This is a genomic window from Actinomadura sp. DC4 (genome assembly GCF_030406325.1).
Classification (GTDB): Bacteria; Actinomycetota; Actinomycetes; order Streptosporangiales; family Streptosporangiaceae; genus Actinoallomurus.
The window spans coordinates 26,032-45,556 of sequence record NZ_JAUEQY010000050.1 but is presented as its reverse complement, the minus strand read 5'-3'; the positions used below and the strand labels follow the sequence as shown (position 1 = coordinate 45,556).

The window sequence follows — 19,525 nt, the reverse complement described above, 5'->3', positions numbered from 1 at the left end:
TCGAGTGTATATATTGGTGAAATGGATCACATGGGGCTGAGGGAGCGGAAGAAACAGCGCACCCGCCGGGCCATCGCCGGTGCCGCCCTGCGCCTGTTCGACGAGCGCGGCTACGAGGAGACGACGATCTCCGATATCGCCGCCGCGGCCGACGTCTCCCCACGCACGTTCTTCAGCTATTTCCCGTCAAAGGACGACGTGGTGTTCGCGGAGATGGACGAACGCCTCGCCGACGTACGCGCCCGGCTGGCCGAACGCCCCGGCGACGAGACACCGCTGGCCACCTTCCGGCGCGTCGCCGACGCCCTGCTGCGGGCGATCGCCGCCGAAGACGGGGAGTACGGCGCGATCCAGGTCGCCCTGATCCGCGACCGGCCGTCGTTGCAGGCCCAGGCGCTGAAGCGGTTCTCGGACGCGGAGGACGACTTCGTCGAGGTGCTGCGCGACATCGCCCCGGAGCTCGACGACGTGACGGCGGTGACCCTCATCGGAATCGCGTTCGGCGGCCTGCGCGCAGTGATCACCTACTGCCGCACCCAAGCCTACGACCCCGACCGAACCCGCGAGGCCACCCAGCGCGCACTGACCATCGTCGAGTCGGTCCTCGAGTCGATCCCCGCCGTCACCCGCCCCCCGACCGCCGACTGACCGCCCACCGAGAACCCAGAACCCAGACCGACCCGCCCCGGCGCCGACCAACCGCCGACCCGGCCGACCGCTGCAGTCGGCCCGCGTAGGCCGATCGCCGTCGACCTCTGGTCGACCAGCCGCCCGCCGTCGGCCTGCTCGCCGCGCACTCCGGCATACCTGCCGCAGACCCCAGGCCCACCCATCGCCGCCCGCACGGCGTCGGCCTCCGGCCGGCACCCCGCCGGACTTTCCTCGGTGAACACCGGGGCCACATCATGGCAAAACGTGAAACTTACTCACAAGTAAGTTGACCCATTACGGGTGCATTACGGGTAAGTAAGGAACCCGGGTCAAGTCCTCCGTTCCCGCAACCCGGGTGGAAGGAGCACCACGATGATCGGGTCCCTCGCCAGGCGCGCCGCGGCTGCCTCCAGCGTCTTAGCTCTCGGTGGTCTCGGTGCGCTCGCCCTCCAGGCGCCCGCGCACGCCTCCAGCTTCTCCGCGTCCTACACCTGCAACATCCCGCTCTCCGGGTCGCAGGCGGTCACCATCTCCGGCACGCTGACCGCCTCGCCGAGCCCGTCCACCACCGGCACGTCGACGCACTTCGCGCTGCACATCTCCAACCTGAGCCTGTCGTCGCCCGTCGCCATCAACTCCTGGACCGCGACCGCCGGCATCGACGTCACGGGCGCCCAGACCGCCTCATTCCAGGTCAGTGGAAGCGGCGGCAGGGTTCCCGCGAACCAGCCGATCACCGGCGACCTGGCCGGCAACTGGACGCCGACCGTGGCCGGCACCGACCAGTTCCAGGGCGGCAACGTGACCGTCAAGGCGAGCGTGCCGCTCCTCGGCACCCTCACGGTCCCGTGCACCCCGAACGCTCCGCGGCCCGTGGCCGAAACCCTCACCGTCAACTGACCCCCGCTCGACCGGACGGCCTCGCGACACGACGTCGCGGGGCCGTCCGGCCGTCTCCGGGCCCGGACCGCGGTCCCGACCCGTACGCGGCGGAGGTCGCGACGCCTGTCCTCGGACAGACCGTTCCGACCTGCGGTTCTCTATTCGAATAAAGCCCCTCGAACAGGCGCGTACAAGGTCGAACAGCGTAATCCGTTGTGATCCGGATGGTCGGCTCACTAGAGATATGACCACCGATCGCACTCCGCGAAAGGACCCCAAGAAGGAGACGTGCATGAACGTCGCTCGGAAAACACTTTTCTCCCTACAACTCGCCACGCTCGCCATGGTCGGCGTGGCCGGCGCCGGAACCGGAACCGCCCACGCGGCGACGGCCCCCACCACGCCGGCGACCGTGTCCGCCAAGAAGTGCGGGAAGACCCCGGCGCACAACTCCCACCTGTCGCGCGCCACCATCCTCAAGCGCGGCAAGAGCTGGGTCACGGCCAAGGTGCCGTACTCCCAGTCGCGGACCTACTGCAATGGCTACGGCCGCTACCGCGCGGACTGCTCCGGCTTCGTCTCGATGGCCTGGGGCCTGCACACCTCGTACTGGACCGGCAGCCTGCTCGGCGTCTCCAAGAAGGTGTCGAACGGCGGCCTCAAGGCCGGTGACGCGCTCACTCACTACGCGACCAGCACCTCCCGCGGCCACGTCGCGCTCGTGGTGTCCAAGACCTCGAAGGGCGTGTACGTCTACGCCGAGCCGCACAGCGGAAGCCACGCCCAGAAGCAGTACTGGTCCTGGACCTATGTCAAGAACAATCACTACTACGGGATCCGCTACAAGAACGTGAAGTAGCGTTCCACCGACGATGGCGGCCGTTCGCCGAAAACGGCCGCCATCGTCATATCAACCGCCGATAGCCACAAATGCTATCCGGCGCGATAGGTTTCGCCCCGTGCCACTCGAGAGCCCTCCTCCGGACCCGCGCGAAGCGACGTCTCCCGTCGAGTTCGTCGTCCAGCTCCGCCGGCTCAAGGCGTGGTCGGATTCGACCTACCGCCGGCTGGAGAAAGAGGCGATGCGCCGCGGCCACGTTCTGCCGCACAGCACCATCGCCACGGCTCTCAAGCGCGAGTCGCTGCCCCGTACCGAACTCGTCGAGGCGCTGGTGGGCGCGTGCGGCTGTGACGAGGAGACCGTCGCACGCTGGGTGGCCGTACGGCAGCGGCTGAGCACCGGGCCGGGCCCCGAGGCGACCCGTGCCGAGCCGGCGCCCGAGCCGGTCCCGCCGGCCCGCGGCGCGGACACACGGCGGTTACACCGTCTCCTACGCTTGGCGCCGCTGGCGGTGGTGCTGCTGGCGGCATTCCTGGTCATCAGTGCCTCGTCCCGCCCGCCGGACGTACGGCGGCCGGAACGGCGCCCGGCGTTCCTCCCCCAGGCGGCGGCCTGGTGGCGCTTCGAGGAGACCGGCGGCACGGCCGCGTACGACTCCTCCGGCCACGGCGCGACGGCGTCGATCGCCGGCGGAGCGGTCCGCACGGCGGTCCCGGGAGGCCGGGCGCTGGCGTTCGACGGCGGTGGCCACGTGGTCGCCCGCGGGCCCGTCGTCCGTACCGACGAGGCCTTCACGGTCGCGGCATGGGTACGGCTGGACGAGACCGACGACTGGGGCACGGTGTTCAGCGAGCATCACGGCGGCCGCGCTCCCGACATCGCGCTGCTCGACTACGACGCCGAGCACCGGGACTGGGCGTTCATGATGCCGGACCGCCGTAAGGGGTGGGCCATGGGCGACGAGACCGTGTTCAGCGGCCTGCGGCCCGCACCCGGGCGGTGGACCCATCTCGCCGCGGTCCACGACCCCGCCGACCGGCGCGTGTGCCTCTACGTCGACGGCACGCGCGAGGCATGCCGGACACGCGACTCCCTGACCCGCGCGGACGGGCCGCTGGAGATCGGCCGGGCGGTGCTGGACGGCAAGCCCGTCGACGGCTGGCACGGAGCCATCGACGACGTGCGCGTCTTCGCCCATGCCCTCAGCGACGCGCAGATCGGCGAGATCGTGGCGCATCGCGCCTGACCCTCGCCGAACGCCCGGTCAGTCCTCGATCCTGATCCGTACGCGCCGGAAGCCGCGGCCCTTGTTCTCGATCTTGGCGACGCGCAGGCGGCCGATCTGCCGGGTGGAGGCGACGTGGGTGCCGCCGTCGGCCTGGGTGTCCAGGCCCACGATGTCCACGATGCGTACCTCCTCCACGTCCTGCGGGACGAGGTTCGTCGCCGTGCGGATGATGTCGGGGATCTCGAACGCCTCCGCGCGGGGCAACGAGCGTACGTCGATGCGCCGGTCGGCGACGATCTCGGCGTTGCACGCCTCCTCGACCGCCTCCTTGAAGCCGGGCGGCACCTCCGGCAGGTTGAAGTCCATCCGGGCGCTGCCGGGCTCCATGTTCCCGCCGGTGACGAGGCAGCCGTAGTCGCGGAACACGACACCGCACAGAACATGCAAGCCGGAATGTGTGCGCATGAGGCTGGTGCGCCGTTCGTCCTCGATCGCGCACCGCACGACCGTACCCGCAGGTGGGAGCGGGTCACCCTCCGCCGGGACGAGGTGGAGATCGTCTCCTTTGCGGACGCCGGCGATGTGAGTCTGGACTCCTTGCCAGAGCAACACACCAAGATCGGCCGGTTGTCCCCCTCCGCCCGGATAAAATGCGGAACGGTCGAGGACGATCCCTTCGGGACCGGACTCGAGTACGACAGCCTCCCACTCGCGGAGTGCCTGGTCTGTCAGCTCGAGCCGCTGTGTCCGATGCGTCGTCGTCATAACAGGTCACGATAGAACGCCCGGCTGCCCGGGCGCGGTCAAGGAGCGGCATGAGACGACGCGTGATGTGCAGCGTCGCCGCCGTTGCCGCTCTCCTCGCGTCCGCGGGGTGCGGTGGCACGGCGCGCAGGGCGCGGGCGGACAGCTCGCCCATCGCCAAGAAACACTCGCCGGTGGTCAAGGAGCAGGCGCACCACACTCCCGTGGTGATGTTCCTCGGCGACAGTTACACGACCGGCCGCTACGGGCAGATCCCCGAGCTGACGTACGCCGCCGACACCGCGCGTACGCTCGGCTGGCAGGTCATCCTCGGCGGCTACCGCGGCACCGGGTTCGTGGCGAAGGGCCACGTGCACAAGAACTTCGCGAACCTGTTCACCGAGCAGCTCGCCTGGCGCCCCGCGCCGGACCTGGTGATCGTCTCCGGCGGCCACAACGACCGGAAGTACTCCCCCGAGGAAGTCGCCTCCAGCGCCCGGCAGCTCCTGTCGACGATCCAGCAGACGTGGACCGAGAACCCCCGCGTCGTGCTCATGGGCCCGATGTGGGGCGGGGACCCGATCGCCTCGGTCAAGGACGTGCGCGACGCGCTGGTCGGCGTCGCCGCCGAGCAGAACGTGCCCTTCATCGACCCGCTGCGCGAGCACTGGATCACCGGCGACCGCAAGGAGGGCACCGGCAACGCGCCGATGTACATCCTGCACGACGGCATCCACCCCAGCACCGCGGGCGCACGCTTCATCTCCACCAAACTGGTGGCCGACCTCCGCAAGCTGAAGCTCGCGAAGCCGTAGCGCCTACCAGGGGCCGTACGGGCCCGAGGAGGACGAGCCGCCCCGCCCGTACTGCCGGACCGCCGGCCGTACGTCGGCGAGGTAGACGGCCGCGGCGATGAAGCCGATGATCGGCAGGATCCCGAGGATCGAGACGAACTGCACCGCGCCTGCCAGCCCGAACAGCAGCGCGACGCCGAGAATGATCAGCCAGAGCTGCTTGGTGAGTTTTCCCGCCGCGGCGTAGGCCGCGGCCGGGCGCCGTACGGCGTCGGCGGCCGCCCACACCTCGACGACGAACATCACGATCGCCACGGCCCAGAACAGGTAGGCGACGACACCCTGGGCTCCTCCGAGCACGGCTCTCTCCCTTTGGAGTGGGCGGCGCCGGAACGCCGCTTACGACTGCCTGACGGCCCCAGCGTATGCGCTACGCCCGAGTCAGGCCCGTTCTCGCCTGAGGAAAACACGAGGGCCCGGACGGGTCGCCCCGTCCGGGCCCTCGCGGTGGAGTCTCCTCCGGCTGGCTCAGTTGCCGACCTTCTTGGAGGCGTCGCCGGCGGCCTTGGCGGCCGTACGGGCCGTGGTCCGGGCGGAACCGGCGGCCGAACGGGCGCGGCGGACCGTGGACCGGGCCGACTCCTCGAGCTCTTGCGTGGCCTTCTGGCGGTCAACGCGGCTGACGATCCGCTTGCCGCGCTCGGCCAGCCCGTCGTAGACCTCGACCGCACGCGTGCCCACCTGGGTCACGTACGCGACGGCGGCGCCGCCGAGGTCCTTCGGGTCGGTCTTCTCCTGGAGCTTGTTGATGCGGTCCGGCACCTCGCGGAGCTTCTCGACCGCGAGGTCGCCGGCGCCGGCGGCGACGTAGAAGGCCTTGCTGTCACGCAGCTTGTCGGTGATCGTCATGTCTCTTCCGTTCCTTCCATCGATGAGGTCATTCGGCTGGCGACATCGCCGGCGTTGCCTTCTTCCCGGCGGAACGACTCGTAGATGTCGAGGAGGACCTGCTTCTGCCTCTCCGACAGCCCGGCGTCCGCGCGGATGGCGGCCTGGACGTCCGTGTCCGACTCGCGGTCATCGAGAATCCCCGCCTGCACATACAGGGCCTCGGCGGAGATGCGCAGACCTTTCGCGATCTGCTGCAGGATCTCCGCGCTCGGCTTGCGCAGCCCGCGCTCGATCTGGCTCAGGTACGGGTTCGAGACACCCGTGACCTCGGCCAGCTGGCGCAACGAGACCTTCGCCCGCTGCCGCTGCTCCCGGATGTACTCCCCGATGGAGCCGACTTTGGAAGTCGCCATGGATCCACTGTGCGTCGCGATGCTTGCTATTGCAAGCGGAGCAGCAAGCACTTACGGGTGAGACGAGTCACATCTCGAGTCGTTCCAGGTAAAGCGGTCACCTCGGCGAATGCGGGAAGCGGCATCTTCCAGACGCGGGAGCAGCGCGCGGACGGCCGGGCGGGACGGCGGCGCGGTTCGTCCGCCGGAGGGTCAGGAGACGTCGGAGGCCGGGACGGTCCAGGTGTCGCAGGCCGACAGGGCGCCGCCGCGGTAGCCACGGGCCACCCAGCCGGCGTAGTGCTTGCCCGAGCCATGGTCCTGGGGTTGGGACGCGCCGTCGCCGCGCAGCAGGTTGTCGTTGATCATCTCGCGGTACTGCCTGGCCGTCATCGGCAGCGTACGGCGCTCGGCGGACAGGAAGGCGCCCGCGAAGCACTGCGCCTGCAGCTCGATCCGCCGGCTCGCCTCCGCGGGGGCCCCGCCGCCTCCCGACGCCATCAGCTCGTGGCCGTACTCCAGGATCCCGGCGTCCTCCTGCACGTGGTGGCCGTACTCATGGGCGATCACCCGGGCGAACACCGCGTAGTGCGACACCGGCTCGCCCCCGGCCGTCTCCACGATGTTGCTCAGGCCGACGTACATCGTGTCGTTGGCCGGGCAGTAGAACGCCGACGCGCCGGGCGCGGGATAGGACCCGCACGGGCTGCTGCCGGGTGTGCTCCAGAAGACCCGCTGCGGGGCGGTGAACCCGGCGACCCCCGCCTTCGCGAACTGCCGGTTCCACGCGGTGTCCAGGCAGTCGGAGAGCGTCTGCAGGAACGTCCGCATCGAGGCCTCGTCGCCTTCGGCGATCTTCGGCAGGCGGCACGGGACGCGGGAGAGCGAGCCGCTGCGGTACAGCGGGCCCGCGAGGGCGGCCGACTTGCTGCCCGTACGCAGGTGGCTGCCGTCGGCCTCCTTGCTCGGTTCGCGGCCGCTCCCGGCCAGCCAGAACCCCACGACGGCCACAACGAACAGCGCCGCGAACCCGCCCAGGACGCCGATGACCACTCCGGTCGCCGTACGCCGTGGCCGGCGGGACGGCCGCCGGTAACCGTAGTCCGCCGCCGGACGCCATGCGCCGGACGGTGGCGTGTGCGGCGCAGGGCCGCTCTGCGAAGGCGATCGATGAGGACCTGCCACTCGCTTCCGTCCCTCCTCGCGGCCGTCCCCGCCGGCCCCGGCGTAGTACGGACAGGAGGCGACCGCGACCAGAATCATTGCATAGCACGGAAAAAATCGATCACCGGCCAGCCGCGCAGGTCATGCCTATAAGGGGGAAGCGTTCCCCGGTACGCTGTGCGCCCATGCTGGTACGGACGCGGCACCTCATCGCTCCCGTCGTCGCGGCGGGCCTCCTCGCCTGCGCGGCTCCGGCGTACGCGGGTTCCCCAGGACAGGTCGCCTCCGACAGGATCGCGCTCACGGTGACCCCCGACGGCCTCCTGCACGCCACGGAGACGGTGACCTTCCAGGGTGACGGCGTACGCCGCACGTTCGTCCGGCGCGAGCACATGGACGACCGGAACGACCGCCGCTTCGAGGTGAACGACGTCCACGGCGGCACGGTGACGCGCGACGAGGACCGTACGGTCCTCACCCCGTCCGGCGGCGGCGCGGGCAGCCACACGGTGAAGCTCACCTACACCGTGCAGGGCGCGATGACGCCGCTGAAGGACCGCCAGGAGCTCAACTGGGTGGCCGCCGGCGGCTGGAACGTCCCCGTGGCGCAGACCGAGGTCAGCGTGGCGGCCGGCGCGGCCGTACAGGACCTCAACTGCTTCGCCGGCGAACTGGGGAGCACGGTGGGCTGTACGCAGTTCTTCACCAACCACACGCACGTGCAGGCGGAGTTCCGGCAGCAGAACCTCGAGTCCGGCGAGTACCTCACCATCGTGATCGGCTATCCGCCCGGCACGACGTCCGGGAAGCCGACGCTCGACCAGCGGCACACGCTCGCGACCGCGTTCACCGTCAACGGCGTGACCGGGGCCGCGCTGGTCGGCCTGCTCGTGCTGCTGCTCGGCGGCGTCGGCCTGCTGTACTCCACGCGCGGGCGCGACGCGCGCATCGTCAGCAGGAAGGCGGTCGAGGGCGACCACTCACCGGTCGACGACGGGGAGTTCTCGCCGCCGGACGGTGTACGGCCGGGGCAGATCGGCACGCTCATCGACGAGCAGGCGGACGTCATCGACGTCACCGCCACCATCATCGACCTGGCCGTCCGCCGCTACCTGCTGATCGAGGAGCTCACCCGCGAGACGTACGGGCGGATCGACTGGCAGCTACGGCGCCTCGACGGGCCGGCCGAGGACCTGATGCCGTACGAGCGGCTGCTGCACGACGCCCTGTTCGCCGGACGCGATGTCGTACGCCTCTCGGAGCTGGGCGGGACGTTCGCCGGGCAGCTCGCGGCGGTACGCGGCGCGCTGTACGAAGACGTCGTACGGCAGGGGTGGTTCACCCGGCGGCCCGACTCCGAGCGCACCCGCTGGACCACGACCGGCACGATCCTCGCCGGGATCGGCCTGATCGGCACGATCGGGCTCGCGCTGTACACCAACCTCGCGCTCATCGGCCTCGCGGTGATCATCGCGGGCGCCGCACTGGCCGTCGGCGGTCAGTACATGCCCGCCAAGACCTCGCACGGCGCGACCGTGCTGGCGCACACGCTCGGGTTCCGCGCGCACCTGTACCGCGGCGAGGCGCCGGACGGGCCCTCGGGCGACCGGGTGGCGCTCTTCTCGCGCTATCTGCCGTACGCGGTGGTGTTCGACTCGGTGTCCCGCTGGGCGGGCACGGTCGCCGATGTCGGCGGCGACGGGGAGCAGGCCGACAACCTCTACTGGTACGAGGGTCCGGCCGAGTGGGACCTGTCCAACTTCGCCGAGTCGATGCGGAGCTTCACGCTCGCCACGTCCGGTGCGATCTCGGCCTCCCGGCAGTTCCGTACGCTGTCCTGACGGTCGCCTGACAGACCATAGCCAAAGCCGGAAATGTCCGGCTTTGTGATGACCTTACCTTCGCATTGTGTCGCCACGATATTACACCGGGATACTGGAAACTGTAGAGAACCACGAGAGCGCCGATACGAATGGGTCTCGTGCCAATTTCCGGTAACAAGGAGACGACGTGCGAAAAAAGCTTAGCGCCGCCGCTGGCCTGGTCACGATCGCAGCCGCCGGCGCCCTGATCACGAGCACACCCGCCCTCGCGGCGAGCGAGGACATCACCATGGTCACCGCCGTGGCCGGCCCCGCGTCGGCCACCGTCGGCGATCAGGCATCGGTGTCGTCGAGCACGCGTACGGTGGCCAATGACCGGCGCAGGCGGCACCGCCACCGCCGTCACCACCGGCACCACCGCCGCCATCACCGGCACCACCGTCACCACCACCGCTATTAACCGATCCGACGACGCCGATCATGTCGGTGAATGTCCGGCCCTGACCGTGTTGTTTACACGGACGGGGCCGGACACACGAAATACCTCTACTGAAGATGGCGTTTCGCCACAGGCCTCAGAAGCCGACCGCGCGGATCTCTCCGACGACCGACTCTCCGCCGCGGACCGGCGCCGTGACCAACTCCTCGGGGACACCGCCGACGCCGAGGGCGCGCAGCGTCGCGACCGTGGCCGGCGTACGGGCCCGCATCGCGCCATCATCGATCTTGATGGCGCCCGCGCGGCCGTCCGCGAAGGCGAAGGCGTCGATGCCCTCCGCGCCGCACTTGACCAGAAGGCCCGGAACGGCGTCCATGAGACGCCGCTCGTCGCGGTCGGTGCCCGACGTCCACTCGGGGTGGGCGCGCATGGCGTCGGCGACGCGGCGCTCGGGGCTGCCGGGCGCGGCGAGGACCAGCGCGCGGAACGCGCGGGCCAGGCCGGTCAGCGTCACCGCGAACAGCGGCGCGCCGCAGCCGTCCACGCCGGTCGCGACGACCTCTTCACCGGTCAGGTCCGTCACGACCTCCCGTACGGCCATCTGCAACGGGTGGTCCGGCTCCAGGTAGGACGCGGTCGGCCAGCCGTTGACCACACACGTGGCGAGCATCGCGGCATGCTTGCCCGAGCAGTTCATGCGCGGCCGGGACCTTTCCCGTACGACGGCGAGTTCGAGGTCGAGGGGCCGGTCGGACGGGCACTTCAGGTCGTCGGCGCTCAGCCCGGCGCCGGCGAGGATCTTCTGCACCCCGTCGACGTGGAAGTCCTCACCGGAGTGGCTGGCCGACGCGAGCGCGAGGAGCTCGCCCTCCAGGCCGAGGCCGTGGCGCACCATGGCGACGGCCTGCATCGGCTTGTTGGCCGACCGCGGGAAGACCGGGTCCTCCGGCGAACCGAGGCGTACGGCGGTCGAGCCGTCCGCGGCCAGCCCTGCCACCGAGCCCCGGTGACGCGACTCCACGAACCCGGACCGTTCCACCTCGACGAGGACGGGATTCACGCTTCCCCCTTTTCAGCGACGCTTCACACCGAGGAACGACCGTGCCTCGTCCGGAGTCATGGGCGGGCGCTGAGCGGTCTTCGCCGCGGTCGCCGCGCGCTCCACGAGCTGGGCGTTGGCCGTTACGGGCCGTCCCTTGGCGAATGTCAGCGTATCTTCCATGCCGACGCGCAGATGACCGCCGGCAGACAGGGCCGCGTACATCACGGGAAGCGTGGTCCGGCCGATCCCGGTGGCCGACCACGTCGCGCCTTCGGGCAGCGCCTCGACCGCCGCGACGAGCGAGCGGGTGTCGCCGGGCATGCCGCCGGGAACGCCCATGACGAGGTCGCAGTGGACGCGTCCGCCGTACGGCGGGCCGTAGGTGTCGAGCAGCCGCCGCAGCGACGCGACCTGCCCGAGGTCGAACAGCTCGAACTCCGGCACGACCTTCATCGACTGGGTGAGCTGGTACAGCTCGGCCATGAAGGGCCAGGGGTTCATGAAGACGTCGTCGCCGAAGTTGACCGTGCCGCACGTGAGCGAGCAGGCGTCCGGCGCCGCGTCCAGGACCTTCAGGCGGTGCTCGTACGGGTCGGTGACCGCGCCGCCGGTGGACAGCTGGACGATGAGGTCGGTGCTCTCGCGCAGGGCGGCCACCGTGTCGCGGAGCCGGATCGGATCGAGCGTCGGCCGGGTCTCGGCGTCGCGGATGTGGACGTGGATCACCGCCGCTCCGGCTGCCTCGCACTCCTTCCCGGTCTGGACGAGCTCCTCCAGCGTCACCGGGAGCGCCGGGGCGTCGACCTTGGCGGCCTCCGCGCCGGTGGGCGCAATAGTTATCAGTGTCGTGGCCATGTACGACATGATTTCAAGCGAATGACCTGTTTGGCGATAAGATCTTCGTAAATATCGCGGCGAGCGGACGCGGCGGCCGATACGGCAGAATGCGGTCTCGTGCGAGCAGTGGTCCAGCGGGTGAGCCAGGCGAGCGTCTCCGTCGACGGTCAGGTCGTGGGCGCGATCTCCGAGCCGGGCCTGCTGGCCCTCGTGGGGGTGACCCACGACGACACCCCCGAGAAGGCGGCCCGGCTGGCCGCCAAGCTCTGGGGGCTGCGCGTGTTCGAGGGCGCGACCGAGGCGTCCTGCTCCGACCTCGGCGCGCCCCTCCTGGTGATCAGCCAGTTCACGCTGTACGGCGACACCCGCAAGGGCCGGCGGCCGTCCTGGATCGCCGCCGCGCCCGGTCCGGTCGCCGAGCCGCTCGTCGAGGAGGTCGTCGCGGCCCTGCGGCGCCTGGGCGCCAAGGTCGAGACGGGCCGGTTCGGCGCCGACATGAAGGTCTCACTCGTCAACGACGGCCCCATCACCCTGATCGTCGACGTGTGAGGGTCAGGAGCCGACGATCCCCACTACGGCGACGAGGATCGCCAGCACGCTGGCCACCCCGGCCACCGTCAGCACGATCCGGTCGTTCTGCGCCAGCCGCGCGCGTACGGCGGGCGAGTAGACGACCACCCCGGTGTCGCGGTTCGGATCATGGGACGTGGCACGGCTGAAGGGGTTCGGCAGGCCGAACGAACGCCACACGGCGTCGTTCTTGACCCTCTGGTGCGCCGCCGAGCAGGCGAACAGCCGGCCGCGTACGGGCTCGTGGCAGGCGAACCCCTGCCGCGTCATGACCCGGCACACCGTCGGGTTGAGCGAGAACTCGTACAGGCACCATGCCGCCACCCCGAGCAGCGCCAGCCGCCAGGCGCCGAAGAACACCGCCGCGATCATTAACACGGCGATGGCACCCCACCAGATGTAGACGGGCTCCCTCCACCGACGCCGCCGTCGCCCCATGTTCCCTTTCCTCGCCGAGGTACCTGGTGCTCCCTCGGGTGCACCATCCGACGGAGAGAACCTTCCCATGTGCGCCGCCCGTTATGATCTTGTTTGCCTGACGCTTTATCGCATTATCGGCGACGTAGGTCGATCTTGACGGTAGATCCGGTATCCGGGGACACGATGACCTCCTGAGACGCGGCCACCCCACCCGCCAGAAGGGCCTCCTCGACCGGCGTATTGCGTTTGATCATCCCGAGCCCGATCGGCCCGAGCTCGTAGTGGCGGGCGGCCGAGCCGACGAACCCGACCGTACGGCCGCCGAGCTCGATGGGGTCGCCGTGCGCGGGCAGATGGTCGACACTGCCGTCGAGGTGGAGGAAGACGAGCCGCCGCGGCGGACGGCCGAGGTTCTGCACGCGGGCGACCGTCTCCTGGCCGCGGTAACAGCCCTTGTCGAGGTGGACGGCGACGTCGATCCAGCCGGCCTCGTGCGGGATGGTCCGGTGGTCGGTGTCCAGCCCGAGCCGCGGCCGGTGCGCCGCGATGCGCAGCGCCTCGTACGCCCAGAGCCCGGCGAGGCGGGCGTTCCAGTCGCGCTCGAGCTCCTTGCGCGCCACGATCAGCCCGTCGGTCGTCACGAGCGCGCCCTCGGGGGCCTCGGCGCCGCTGAGGGTCACGACGGCGTACGACTCGGACTCGTCGGTGACCTCGACGCGCAGGAGGAAACGCATGCGGTCGAGGAACTCGGCCAGTTCCTGCGCCTTGCCGGGCTCGACGTGCGCCCAGACGGCCTCGCCGTCGTCGACCAGGCTGAGGTGGTGCTCGACGTGGCCGTTGGGGCTGAGCAGCAGGGCCTCGGCGGGGGTCTTCGGCATCAGCCCCTCCAGATGCTGGCTGGTGAGACTGTGCAGGAACCGCAGCCGGTCGGCGCCGCCGACGCGTACGACCCCGCGGTTGCTCCGGTCGACCACCGCACTGCCTTCGGCGAGCGCGCGCTGCTCGGCGGAGGGTTCGCCGTAGTGCGCCGCGACCTCGGCGTCGGGCGAATCGGCGGGTACGGCACCGGGGGTGCTGAGCAGCGGGCTGTCCATACCCGCAAGACTACTTCCGGCAGTTCCGGCAACGTCCGTAGACGGTGAGGTGCTGCACGTCGGTCTCGAAGCCGTGGTCACGTTCGAGAGCGCTGACGAGGCCGTCCGCGACGTCCGGGCTGACGTCGTACACCTCGCCGCAGACCCGGCAGACCAGATGCACGTGCTCGGCCTCGGCGGCGAGATGGTACGTCGGCGGCTTGTGACCGAGATGGGTGTGCTTGACCATGTCGAGCTGTTCGAGCAGCTCGAGGGTGCGGTAGATGGTGGAGATGTTGACACCGCGAGCGGTCCGCTGAACCTCGGCGCAGATCTCCTCGGGGGTCGCGTGACGCAGCGCGGTCACCGCCTCCAGCACGAGCTGCCGCTGGGGTGTCACGCGGTAGCCCCGCGCCCGCAGCTCCTCATGCCAGGGTTCCGTCACGGGACCGATTTTATGCCGCTGCCCGGTGGCCTGGGGGACGTCTTGCGGGCCGCTGGTTCACGCCCGGCCTGCGGCCGGTCCGGAAAAAGTTACTTGCCTCGTCGCGCGAGCTGATCTAACGTGCGGGTTACGCGCGAAAGGAGGTGGTCCTGAAGTATGCATAGTACGAGGACTCGTGAGGTGGCTGTCCGCTAGTCGCCGTCCCGCCTTCGCCTCCTTTTTCTTACGAGGGTAGGCAACCGGTCGAGGACGCGACCGGCGAGTACCAGGCAGACACCCGACCCCCGGGCCGGCCGACCCAGTCCTGTCGGCCCCTGCCACGGCAGGAACAGCCCGGGGGTCGTCTTATGCCCAGGGGACGTCTCACACGGGAGTCGCCTCATGCCGGGGTACCTCATGCCGAGCGGGTCGTCTCACGCCGGGGATTGCCTGACGCCCGAGGTCGTCCCACGCCGGGGTGTTCTCACATCCGGGGCCTTTTCACCCCCGCGGTCCTCTCGCACCCGGAGTCCTCTCACGCTGGGGTGTCTCACACCCAGGGTCGCCCCACGTCCAGGCCTCGGATCTCCGGTGTCTTCGCCGACGCGGAGCCCGTTTTCCGCAACCGCCCGAAGCCCCCTTCATGATCTCCCGCACCGGCCGGGACATCGTCGGCGCCAGGCCCCGTATCGAGTCCCGCCGTCCCTACCCAGGCGTCTCAGGTCGTCGCCCTCGTCGGCCACCCCATCCTTCTGGGGGTCGGTCTGCCGGCGGGGCCGGCCGAGCCGGCCGCGTACGCGGTGCAGGACTCAGGACTCCGCGACCGCCGGGCCGGTCGCGTACGTGCCTCAACCGCGCCGTCGCGATGACCCCGTCGAGGCGCGCCGCCCGTACGGCCGTATCGTCCCGATGCCGTACGTCTCGGCGAGCCTCCGCCTCGAATCCGCGGCTCAGAGGCATCGGCCACTTCGAGAAAGTCTTCCCCGCGCGGGCCGTCCACCGTCTGTGAACCGGCCCGGCGAGTGTCTTCAGGGGGTGTACTAGGCCACGCGCTTCAGTTGTGCGGACAGATGCGATTGCAGGCCCTGGCCCTCGGCGGCCATGTCGTACGCGTAGCCGAGGTCCTCGCCGATCAGGCCGTACAGGCGGCGTCCCGCGGTGTACTCCTTGGCCGTCTCCGTACGCGCGACGACGTCGCTCTGCAGCTCGACACGGGTGCCGGTCACCTCGCCGATGTAGATCTCGGCGATCCCGGTCGGGTGCGCGAGCACGAGCTCGACCCGGCCTTCCGCCGAAGGGCGCCAGTAGCCGCTCTCGCGGGCCAGCGGCAGGCCGAGGTTGCCCTCGTCGTCGAGGCGCCACGTACGGCTGGTGTAGATGAGGTACGGCTTGCCGATGTGGCTGAACGAGATCTCCTGCCCGAAGCGGAAGCTCTCGATGGTCGGGTAACCGCCGACGCCGGCACCCTCCCAGTCTCCGAGGAGGAATTTCAGCGGCTCAAGGTCGGGATGCAGCTCAGGCTCCATGTATGGCCAGCGTAGTCGGGTTTCGTCGCGATAGCCTGATCGCGCTTGTGATCAAGGGCGTTAAGGGTGAACCGATGGGGCCGCCGCCACGTCTGATCTTCCTAGGGTCAAGGAGGACGCGGGTGTACGCGCTGATGACTTTGCTGGCCGCCGGTGTAGAGGCGGGCGCCGGGGCGGTGTCGAAGAGGGTCGGCACGGCACGACGGCGACGGGCCATCCACAAGGCCGAACCCGTCACGGACGCCACCACGGGCCTACGTGAAGTCAGCGGACGCGCCACCGCGGGTCCGGCCGGGCTCATCGTCGCGCCCTTCTCGGGCCGATCCTGTGTCTGGTACGCCCTGACCGTCTTCGAGCAGTACCACGCCTGGCGGCCGGGCCCGCTCGGGCCGACGAAGGTGGTCCGGAACACCAAGGCGGCCGAGCAGCTGAGCGGCCCGCTGTACGTCACGGGCGAAACCGTCGCCGTACGCGTCGACGCGCGGGGCGCGAAGTTCGAGCTCGGAGAGCCGGCCTTCAGCGCCTTCGAGGACAGCCCGTCCGGCCCGCTGGCAATCCGCCTGGCCGCGATGCTCGGCGGACGCCTTCGCCCCCGGCATCGCGAGCGCACCCTGGGCTTCATCGTCGAAGAGCATGTCGTGACCGCCGACGATCCGCTGTACGTGGTCGGTCAGACCCGCACGGAACTCGGTGACCTGGTGATCGGCAAGCCCACGATGCAGCCGTTCATCGTGTCCCGCACACCGGCCGTGCAAGCCGTCGGCGTACAGGACTAGTGTGCCGGATATGACACGATCACTCGTGATCAAGGTGACGGCGGGCGCAGAGTCGCCCGAACGGTGCAACCAGGCCTTCACGGTCGCGGCTGCGGCGGTGGCGAGCGGCGTAGAGGTGTCCCTCTGGCTGACCGGTGAGTCGTCTTGGTTCGCCCTCCCCGGCCGCGCGAAGGAGTTCACGCTCCCGCACGCGACGCCGCTTGAGGATCTGCTCGGCATCGTCCTGTCTTCGGCCAAGGTCACGGTCTGCACCCAGTGCGCGGCCCGCCGGGACATCACCGACGATGAGGTCCTACCGGGCATCCGCATCGCCGGCGCTCCGACCTTCGTCGAGGAGATCACCACCGAAGGCGTCCAGGCCCTCGTCTACTAGGACCTGTCTCGAAGTCCCGCTGTCCTACTGCGCGGCGCTCGCCACGAACGGAGACTTCGAGCCAGGCCCCTGAGGCGCCGCAGCGCGGATGACGCAGCCGCCCTAGTCCCGCCCCGGGTCTCACGCCCCTTGCCTGGTTCGTGGAGGCGGGCGGCGCCGCCTCAACCAGATCTCGCGCCCAGGCTGCCCGACCACGACGCCAGCCCGCATGCCAAGCGTCTCCATGGCGCGCAGCCATACAGCCCTCCTCCGGCGGTGCCGCACCCCACGCTCCAAACCGCAGGCGTCCTACCACCACACGTGCGTCCACATCCGACCGGCCACGCCCCGACCGGCGCACCAGCGTCCGTCGTATAGACGTGCACTGCCAAGACGCGCGCGTCGCGTGAGGCTCGTCGCGCGGACACGGGTTGTGTAGGTGCACGCTATGTAGATGTGGGCGAACGCTTCCTGGACGCACGGCACCGACAGGGCCGTACAGAGGACAAAGGCCAAGGGCACGCCGTGCGGTGAGTGAAGCACGGTCGGCCCCGGCCGCCTTCGCGATCACTTATGGCCATATGGCGAAGCGCCTCGGCTTCCCGGCGCCGGTCGACGGCCACACCGGTCGACGTTACGACCTCGCTGACGCCGCATCCGGCCACGCCCAGCGGTCACCCCTGAGTGTGACGGCCACGTCACACCACCATGCGCATCGCCATCAGCCTCATCGCCGCCGCGTTCGCCCTCACCTCCTGCTCGTCGGCGGGCAACACCGCCGCCGCGCCGCCCGGCGCCACGCCAACGACCACGCCGGCCGCCGCCAGCGAGCCCCGCACCGAGGCCGCCGTACGCCCCGCGGCAACCGAGGAGTTCGACAGCTACTCCAGCGGTGACTACGGCGGCGCCTGGGACCTGTACTACGCCGCGGCGAAGCGCGCGATCAGCCGGGCCGACTACCTCCGCGCGCACAAGCTCTGCCCCGACGCCGGCGCGGGCATCCGCTTCGAGATCGAGAAGGTCCGCATGGACAGCGACCACGAGGCGCATGTGCGCGTGACCCGGGCCATCGTCGTGCTCACGTACCGGTTTGTCTATGAGGCCGGGCACTGGCGGTACGTGCCGACCGACGAGGCGATGCACGACTTCCGCACCAAAACGGTCGAAAAGATGGTGAGCGACCTGAAGCAGAAGGGCGGCTGCAGCGGGTAGCCACTCGCCCTCGACCGGGATCACGTAGAGCAGTTCGTACCGATCGACGGGGATGATGATGTCCGCGATCTCGACTGGGGGCTCGGACGTCCAGTACGTGCGCTGGATGACCATGACGATCGTGCCCGCGTCGACGGCGAGCGGATCCGCCTCAGCCTGCGTCACCGGCCGGGCCGTCACCACCTCGGTGGCCATCTGCACGCGCTGCTCGATGCTCGCCATCCGCTCCGTCACGCCACAGCCGGCCAGCAGCCGGCGCTCGGGCAGCATCACCGGAGTGCCTTGGATGACCTCCAGCGGCTCGTACGAGGTCAAGGATGGGCGTCGGGATGGACGAATGCGTCCTGGACGCGGCCGGACGCGCTGCACGGACATAGGCCGTGCAGAAGGCAGAGGTACGTCGTGCGGTGGGTGAAGCCCGGTCAACCCGAGCCGCACCCGCACCGCACCGCACCGCACCGCACCGCACCGCACCGCACCGCACCGCACCGCACCGAAGGCTGTTACAGGTGGGCGCGGTAGGAGGGCTCGCTACCTCCTACGCCGAGCCGAAGACCCGCCTCCCACGCCGTGCCGCAGGGATCCACTTCCTATGCCGAGCCCGGGGCCAACCTCCGTCCGGATGGGTGTTGGGTGCGGGTGCAGCCGGGCAGGTTGGGGTGCCAGATGCCGGTTTCCGCACGCTGGGCGGCTTGTTCGGCGGCGTGGACGATCGCCGCGTGGGTGGTGTCGGGCGATATGGGCAGGGCTCGGGCGAGGCCGGCTCGGACGAGTTCGGTGTTCACGAACGCACCGCCCGGCGTCCAGAGGTAGAGCAGCCTCCGGCCGTAGCGGTCGTACGGCTCGCTGTCTCCGGCCGTATATACCGGTGTGCCAGGTGGGGTCAGCCGGTTAAGGGCGTGGGTGGCCTCCGGGCCGAGGCAGTCGTGCCTCAGCCACGTCTCCGGTGCGTCCAGGCCGATGAGCCGGACTCGGCCCAGCCCGCGCAGGACGAGTGTGTCGCCATCGACCACCCGCATCACGACGGCCCTAACGCACGGGCCCCGACACGGCGGAACGACCCGGCCGTGCGATGACGACCGGGACCACTCGGCCTCCGGCGCCCACCGAAAACGCCCGGCCCCTAACGCCGGCCGAAAACGCCCGGTCGCCAGCGCCTGGCGGAACCGCCCCACCTCCGACGCCCACCGAAGACCTCCGGCCTCGGACGCCCGGCGGAGCCGCCCGGACTCCGGTGTCCGTCCGAGCCGGCCGGCGCCCGGCGGCTGCGGACGCAAGCCCCCGCCGGACCGCGGCGGCCACAGAGGCAAGCCCGGCACTGGGATCGGCTCAAGCGAGACCGCAGCCCCCGCCCACCGATACCGACCCGCGCCCGGCGACCACTGGGGCAGCAGGCTCAGGAACACCGCGAGCAGCCCGCAGCCCACGGCCGTCAACAGGCCGC

Annotated in this window: 23 protein-coding genes and 1 pseudogene; 11 read left to right on the top strand and 13 right to left on the bottom strand. The window is 70.2% G+C overall.

Annotation, left to right across the window (positions count from 1 at the left end; all coding sequences use genetic code 11):
* The first annotated feature begins 21 nt into the window (after positions 1 to 21).
* The 4 genes from QWU11_RS44735 to QWU11_RS44720 all read left to right on the top strand — a co-directional run bounded on the left by QWU11_RS44735 (position 22) and on the right by QWU11_RS44720 (position 3,620).
* Positions 22 to 648: a TetR family transcriptional regulator gene (locus tag QWU11_RS44735; RefSeq protein ID WP_290120693.1), complete on the top strand. Its 627-nt coding sequence runs from the start codon at positions 22 to 24 to the stop codon at positions 646 to 648.
* Positions 649 to 1,023: 375 nt separating this feature from the next.
* Positions 1,024 to 1,551 (top strand): hypothetical protein, encoded by a 528-nt coding sequence (locus QWU11_RS44730; protein WP_290120692.1) that lies wholly within the window; start codon positions 1,024 to 1,026, stop codon positions 1,549 to 1,551.
* 274 nt (positions 1,552 to 1,825) lie between these two features.
* A complete protein-coding gene (locus QWU11_RS44725) occupies positions 1,826 to 2,392 on the top strand; it encodes a hypothetical protein (protein ID WP_290120691.1) in 567 nt (188 codons plus the stop codon).
* A 100-nt stretch (positions 2,393 to 2,492) separates the two neighbouring features.
* On the top strand, positions 2,493 to 3,620 hold the full coding sequence (locus QWU11_RS44720) for a LamG domain-containing protein (RefSeq protein WP_290120690.1): 1,128 nt from the start codon (positions 2,493 to 2,495) through the stop codon (positions 3,618 to 3,620).
* A gap of 18 nt (positions 3,621 to 3,638) precedes the next feature.
* Here the strand turns inward: QWU11_RS44720 and QWU11_RS44715 are convergent, their stop codons facing one another.
* Complete coding sequence (locus QWU11_RS44715) at positions 3,639 to 4,211, bottom strand: alanyl-tRNA editing protein (protein WP_290120689.1); 573 nt, start codon at positions 4,209 to 4,211, stop codon at positions 3,639 to 3,641.
* Between the two features lie 206 nt (positions 4,212 to 4,417).
* Between QWU11_RS44715 and QWU11_RS44710 the strand changes: the two genes are divergently transcribed.
* Positions 4,418 to 5,161, top strand: coding sequence for an SGNH/GDSL hydrolase family protein (locus QWU11_RS44710; protein WP_290120688.1), 744 nt, complete (start codon positions 4,418 to 4,420; stop codon positions 5,159 to 5,161).
* A 3-nt stretch (positions 5,162 to 5,164) separates the two neighbouring features.
* On the opposite strand, the gene QWU11_RS44705 is transcribed toward QWU11_RS44710, so the two are convergent.
* The 4 genes from QWU11_RS44705 to QWU11_RS44690 all read right to left on the bottom strand — a co-directional run bounded on the left by QWU11_RS44705 (position 5,165) and on the right by QWU11_RS44690 (position 7,476).
* Positions 5,165 to 5,500 (bottom strand): DUF2516 family protein, encoded by a 336-nt coding sequence (locus QWU11_RS44705; protein WP_290120687.1) that lies wholly within the window; start codon positions 5,498 to 5,500, stop codon positions 5,165 to 5,167.
* A 168-nt stretch (positions 5,501 to 5,668) separates the two neighbouring features.
* Positions 5,669 to 6,049, bottom strand: coding sequence for a hypothetical protein (locus tag QWU11_RS44700; RefSeq protein WP_290120686.1), 381 nt, complete (start codon positions 6,047 to 6,049; stop codon positions 5,669 to 5,671).
* The gene (locus QWU11_RS44695; protein WP_290120685.1) at positions 6,046 to 6,444 is read right to left on the bottom strand and encodes a helix-turn-helix transcriptional regulator; all 399 of its coding nucleotides are present in this window, start codon (positions 6,442 to 6,444) and stop codon (positions 6,046 to 6,048) included. Before QWU11_RS44695 ends, QWU11_RS44700 begins: the two co-directional genes overlap by 4 nt.
* A 192-nt stretch (positions 6,445 to 6,636) precedes the next feature.
* Positions 6,637 to 7,476, bottom strand: a complete 840-nt coding sequence (locus tag QWU11_RS44690) for a neutral zinc metallopeptidase (protein WP_290120684.1) — start codon at positions 7,474 to 7,476, stop codon at positions 6,637 to 6,639.
* Positions 7,477 to 7,772: 296 nt separating this feature from the next.
* Here QWU11_RS44690 and QWU11_RS44685 point away from each other — a divergent pair, with 296 nt between their 5' ends.
* Together QWU11_RS44685 and QWU11_RS44680 are read left to right on the top strand one after the other, a co-directional pair.
* Positions 7,773 to 9,428: a DUF2207 domain-containing protein gene (locus QWU11_RS44685; RefSeq protein ID WP_290120683.1), complete on the top strand. Its 1,656-nt coding sequence runs from the start codon at positions 7,773 to 7,775 to the stop codon at positions 9,426 to 9,428.
* A 169-nt stretch (positions 9,429 to 9,597) separates the two neighbouring features.
* A complete protein-coding gene (locus QWU11_RS44680; RefSeq protein WP_290120682.1) occupies positions 9,598 to 9,870 on the top strand; it encodes a hypothetical protein in 273 nt (90 codons plus the stop codon).
* A gap of 115 nt (positions 9,871 to 9,985) precedes the next feature.
* Here the strand turns inward: QWU11_RS44680 and QWU11_RS44675 are convergent, their stop codons facing one another.
* Complete coding sequence (locus QWU11_RS44675; RefSeq protein WP_290120681.1) at positions 9,986 to 10,909, bottom strand: asparaginase; 924 nt, start codon at positions 10,907 to 10,909, stop codon at positions 9,986 to 9,988.
* A gap of 12 nt (positions 10,910 to 10,921) precedes the next feature.
* Positions 10,922 to 11,746 (bottom strand): 3-keto-5-aminohexanoate cleavage protein, encoded by an 825-nt coding sequence (locus tag QWU11_RS44670; RefSeq protein WP_290120680.1) that lies wholly within the window; start codon positions 11,744 to 11,746, stop codon positions 10,922 to 10,924.
* A gap of 99 nt (positions 11,747 to 11,845) precedes the next feature.
* Here QWU11_RS44670 and dtd point away from each other — a divergent pair, with 99 nt between their 5' ends.
* Entirely contained in the window at positions 11,846 to 12,277 is a 432-nt protein-coding gene (gene dtd, locus QWU11_RS44665; RefSeq protein WP_290120679.1) for a D-aminoacyl-tRNA deacylase, read from the top strand.
* A 3-nt stretch (positions 12,278 to 12,280) separates the two neighbouring features.
* On the opposite strand, the gene QWU11_RS44660 is transcribed toward dtd, so the two are convergent.
* The 4 genes from QWU11_RS44660 to QWU11_RS44645 form a co-directional block, all read right to left on the bottom strand.
* Positions 12,281 to 12,670, bottom strand: coding sequence for a hypothetical protein (locus QWU11_RS44660; protein WP_290120678.1), 390 nt, complete (start codon positions 12,668 to 12,670; stop codon positions 12,281 to 12,283).
* Between the two features lie 179 nt (positions 12,671 to 12,849).
* On the bottom strand, positions 12,850 to 13,812 hold the full coding sequence (locus QWU11_RS44655; protein WP_290120677.1) for a glycine cleavage T C-terminal barrel domain-containing protein: 963 nt from the start codon (positions 13,810 to 13,812) through the stop codon (positions 12,850 to 12,852).
* 10 nt (positions 13,813 to 13,822) lie between these two features.
* Entirely contained in the window at positions 13,823 to 14,236 is a 414-nt protein-coding gene (locus tag QWU11_RS44650) for a Fur family transcriptional regulator (protein WP_290120676.1), read from the bottom strand.
* 1,019 nt (positions 14,237 to 15,255) lie between these two features.
* Complete coding sequence (locus QWU11_RS44645; protein ID WP_290120675.1) at positions 15,256 to 15,741, bottom strand: FABP family protein; 486 nt, start codon at positions 15,739 to 15,741, stop codon at positions 15,256 to 15,258.
* A 122-nt stretch (positions 15,742 to 15,863) separates the two neighbouring features.
* On the opposite strand from QWU11_RS44645, the gene QWU11_RS44640 reads away from it, so the two are divergent.
* The 3 genes from QWU11_RS44640 (at position 15,864) to QWU11_RS44630 (ending at position 18,081) form a co-directional block, all read left to right on the top strand.
* Complete coding sequence (locus QWU11_RS44640) at positions 15,864 to 16,517, top strand: GIDE domain-containing protein (protein WP_290120674.1); 654 nt, start codon at positions 15,864 to 15,866, stop codon at positions 16,515 to 16,517.
* A gap of 10 nt (positions 16,518 to 16,527) precedes the next feature.
* Positions 16,528 to 16,890 carry a DsrE family protein gene (locus QWU11_RS44635; RefSeq protein ID WP_290120673.1) on the top strand — a complete coding sequence of 121 codons (363 nt, stop codon included), beginning with the start codon at positions 16,528 to 16,530 and terminating at the stop codon, positions 16,888 to 16,890.
* Between the two features lie 687 nt (positions 16,891 to 17,577).
* Complete coding sequence (locus tag QWU11_RS44630; RefSeq protein WP_290120701.1) at positions 17,578 to 18,081, top strand: hypothetical protein; 504 nt, start codon at positions 17,578 to 17,580, stop codon at positions 18,079 to 18,081.
* Between the two features lie 45 nt (positions 18,082 to 18,126).
* Here the strand turns inward: QWU11_RS44630 and QWU11_RS44625 are convergent.
* A pseudogene (locus QWU11_RS44625) lies at positions 18,127 to 18,303 on the bottom strand (UTRA domain-containing protein); the annotation flags it as partial.
* A 368-nt stretch (positions 18,304 to 18,671) separates the two neighbouring features.
* Complete coding sequence (locus tag QWU11_RS44620) at positions 18,672 to 19,100, bottom strand: thermonuclease family protein (protein WP_290120672.1); 429 nt, start codon at positions 19,098 to 19,100, stop codon at positions 18,672 to 18,674.
* Positions 19,101 to 19,525 lie beyond the last annotated feature (425 nt).

Coding starts and splice junctions, on each gene's coding strand:
- QWU11_RS44710 (WP_290120688.1), top strand. CDS start 4,418: ATGAGACGACGCGTGATGTGCAGCGTCGCCGCCGTTGCCGCTCTCCTC.
- QWU11_RS44645 (WP_290120675.1), bottom strand. CDS start 15,741: ATGGAGCCTGAGCTGCATCCCGACCTTGAGCCGCTGAAATTCCTCCTC.
- QWU11_RS44655 (WP_290120677.1), bottom strand. CDS start 13,812: ATGGACAGCCCGCTGCTCAGCACCCCCGGTGCCGTACCCGCCGATTCG.
- QWU11_RS44685 (WP_290120683.1), top strand. CDS start 7,773: ATGCTGGTACGGACGCGGCACCTCATCGCTCCCGTCGTCGCGGCGGGC.
- QWU11_RS44630 (WP_290120701.1), top strand. CDS start 17,578: ATGCGCATCGCCATCAGCCTCATCGCCGCCGCGTTCGCCCTCACCTCC.
- QWU11_RS44670 (WP_290120680.1), bottom strand. CDS start 11,746: ATGGCCACGACACTGATAACTATTGCGCCCACCGGCGCGGAGGCCGCC.
- QWU11_RS44620 (WP_290120672.1), bottom strand. CDS start 19,100: ATGCGGGTGGTCGATGGCGACACACTCGTCCTGCGCGGGCTGGGCCGA.
- QWU11_RS44695 (WP_290120685.1), bottom strand. CDS start 6,444: ATGGCGACTTCCAAAGTCGGCTCCATCGGGGAGTACATCCGGGAGCAG.
- QWU11_RS44660 (WP_290120678.1), bottom strand. CDS start 12,670: ATGATCGCGGCGGTGTTCTTCGGCGCCTGGCGGCTGGCGCTGCTCGGG.
- QWU11_RS44730 (WP_290120692.1), top strand. CDS start 1,024: ATGATCGGGTCCCTCGCCAGGCGCGCCGCGGCTGCCTCCAGCGTCTTA.
- QWU11_RS44735 (WP_290120693.1), top strand. CDS start 22: ATGGATCACATGGGGCTGAGGGAGCGGAAGAAACAGCGCACCCGCCGG.
- QWU11_RS44700 (WP_290120686.1), bottom strand. CDS start 6,049: ATGACGATCACCGACAAGCTGCGTGACAGCAAGGCCTTCTACGTCGCC.
- QWU11_RS44635 (WP_290120673.1), top strand. CDS start 16,528: ATGACACGATCACTCGTGATCAAGGTGACGGCGGGCGCAGAGTCGCCC.
- QWU11_RS44725 (WP_290120691.1), top strand. CDS start 1,826: ATGAACGTCGCTCGGAAAACACTTTTCTCCCTACAACTCGCCACGCTC.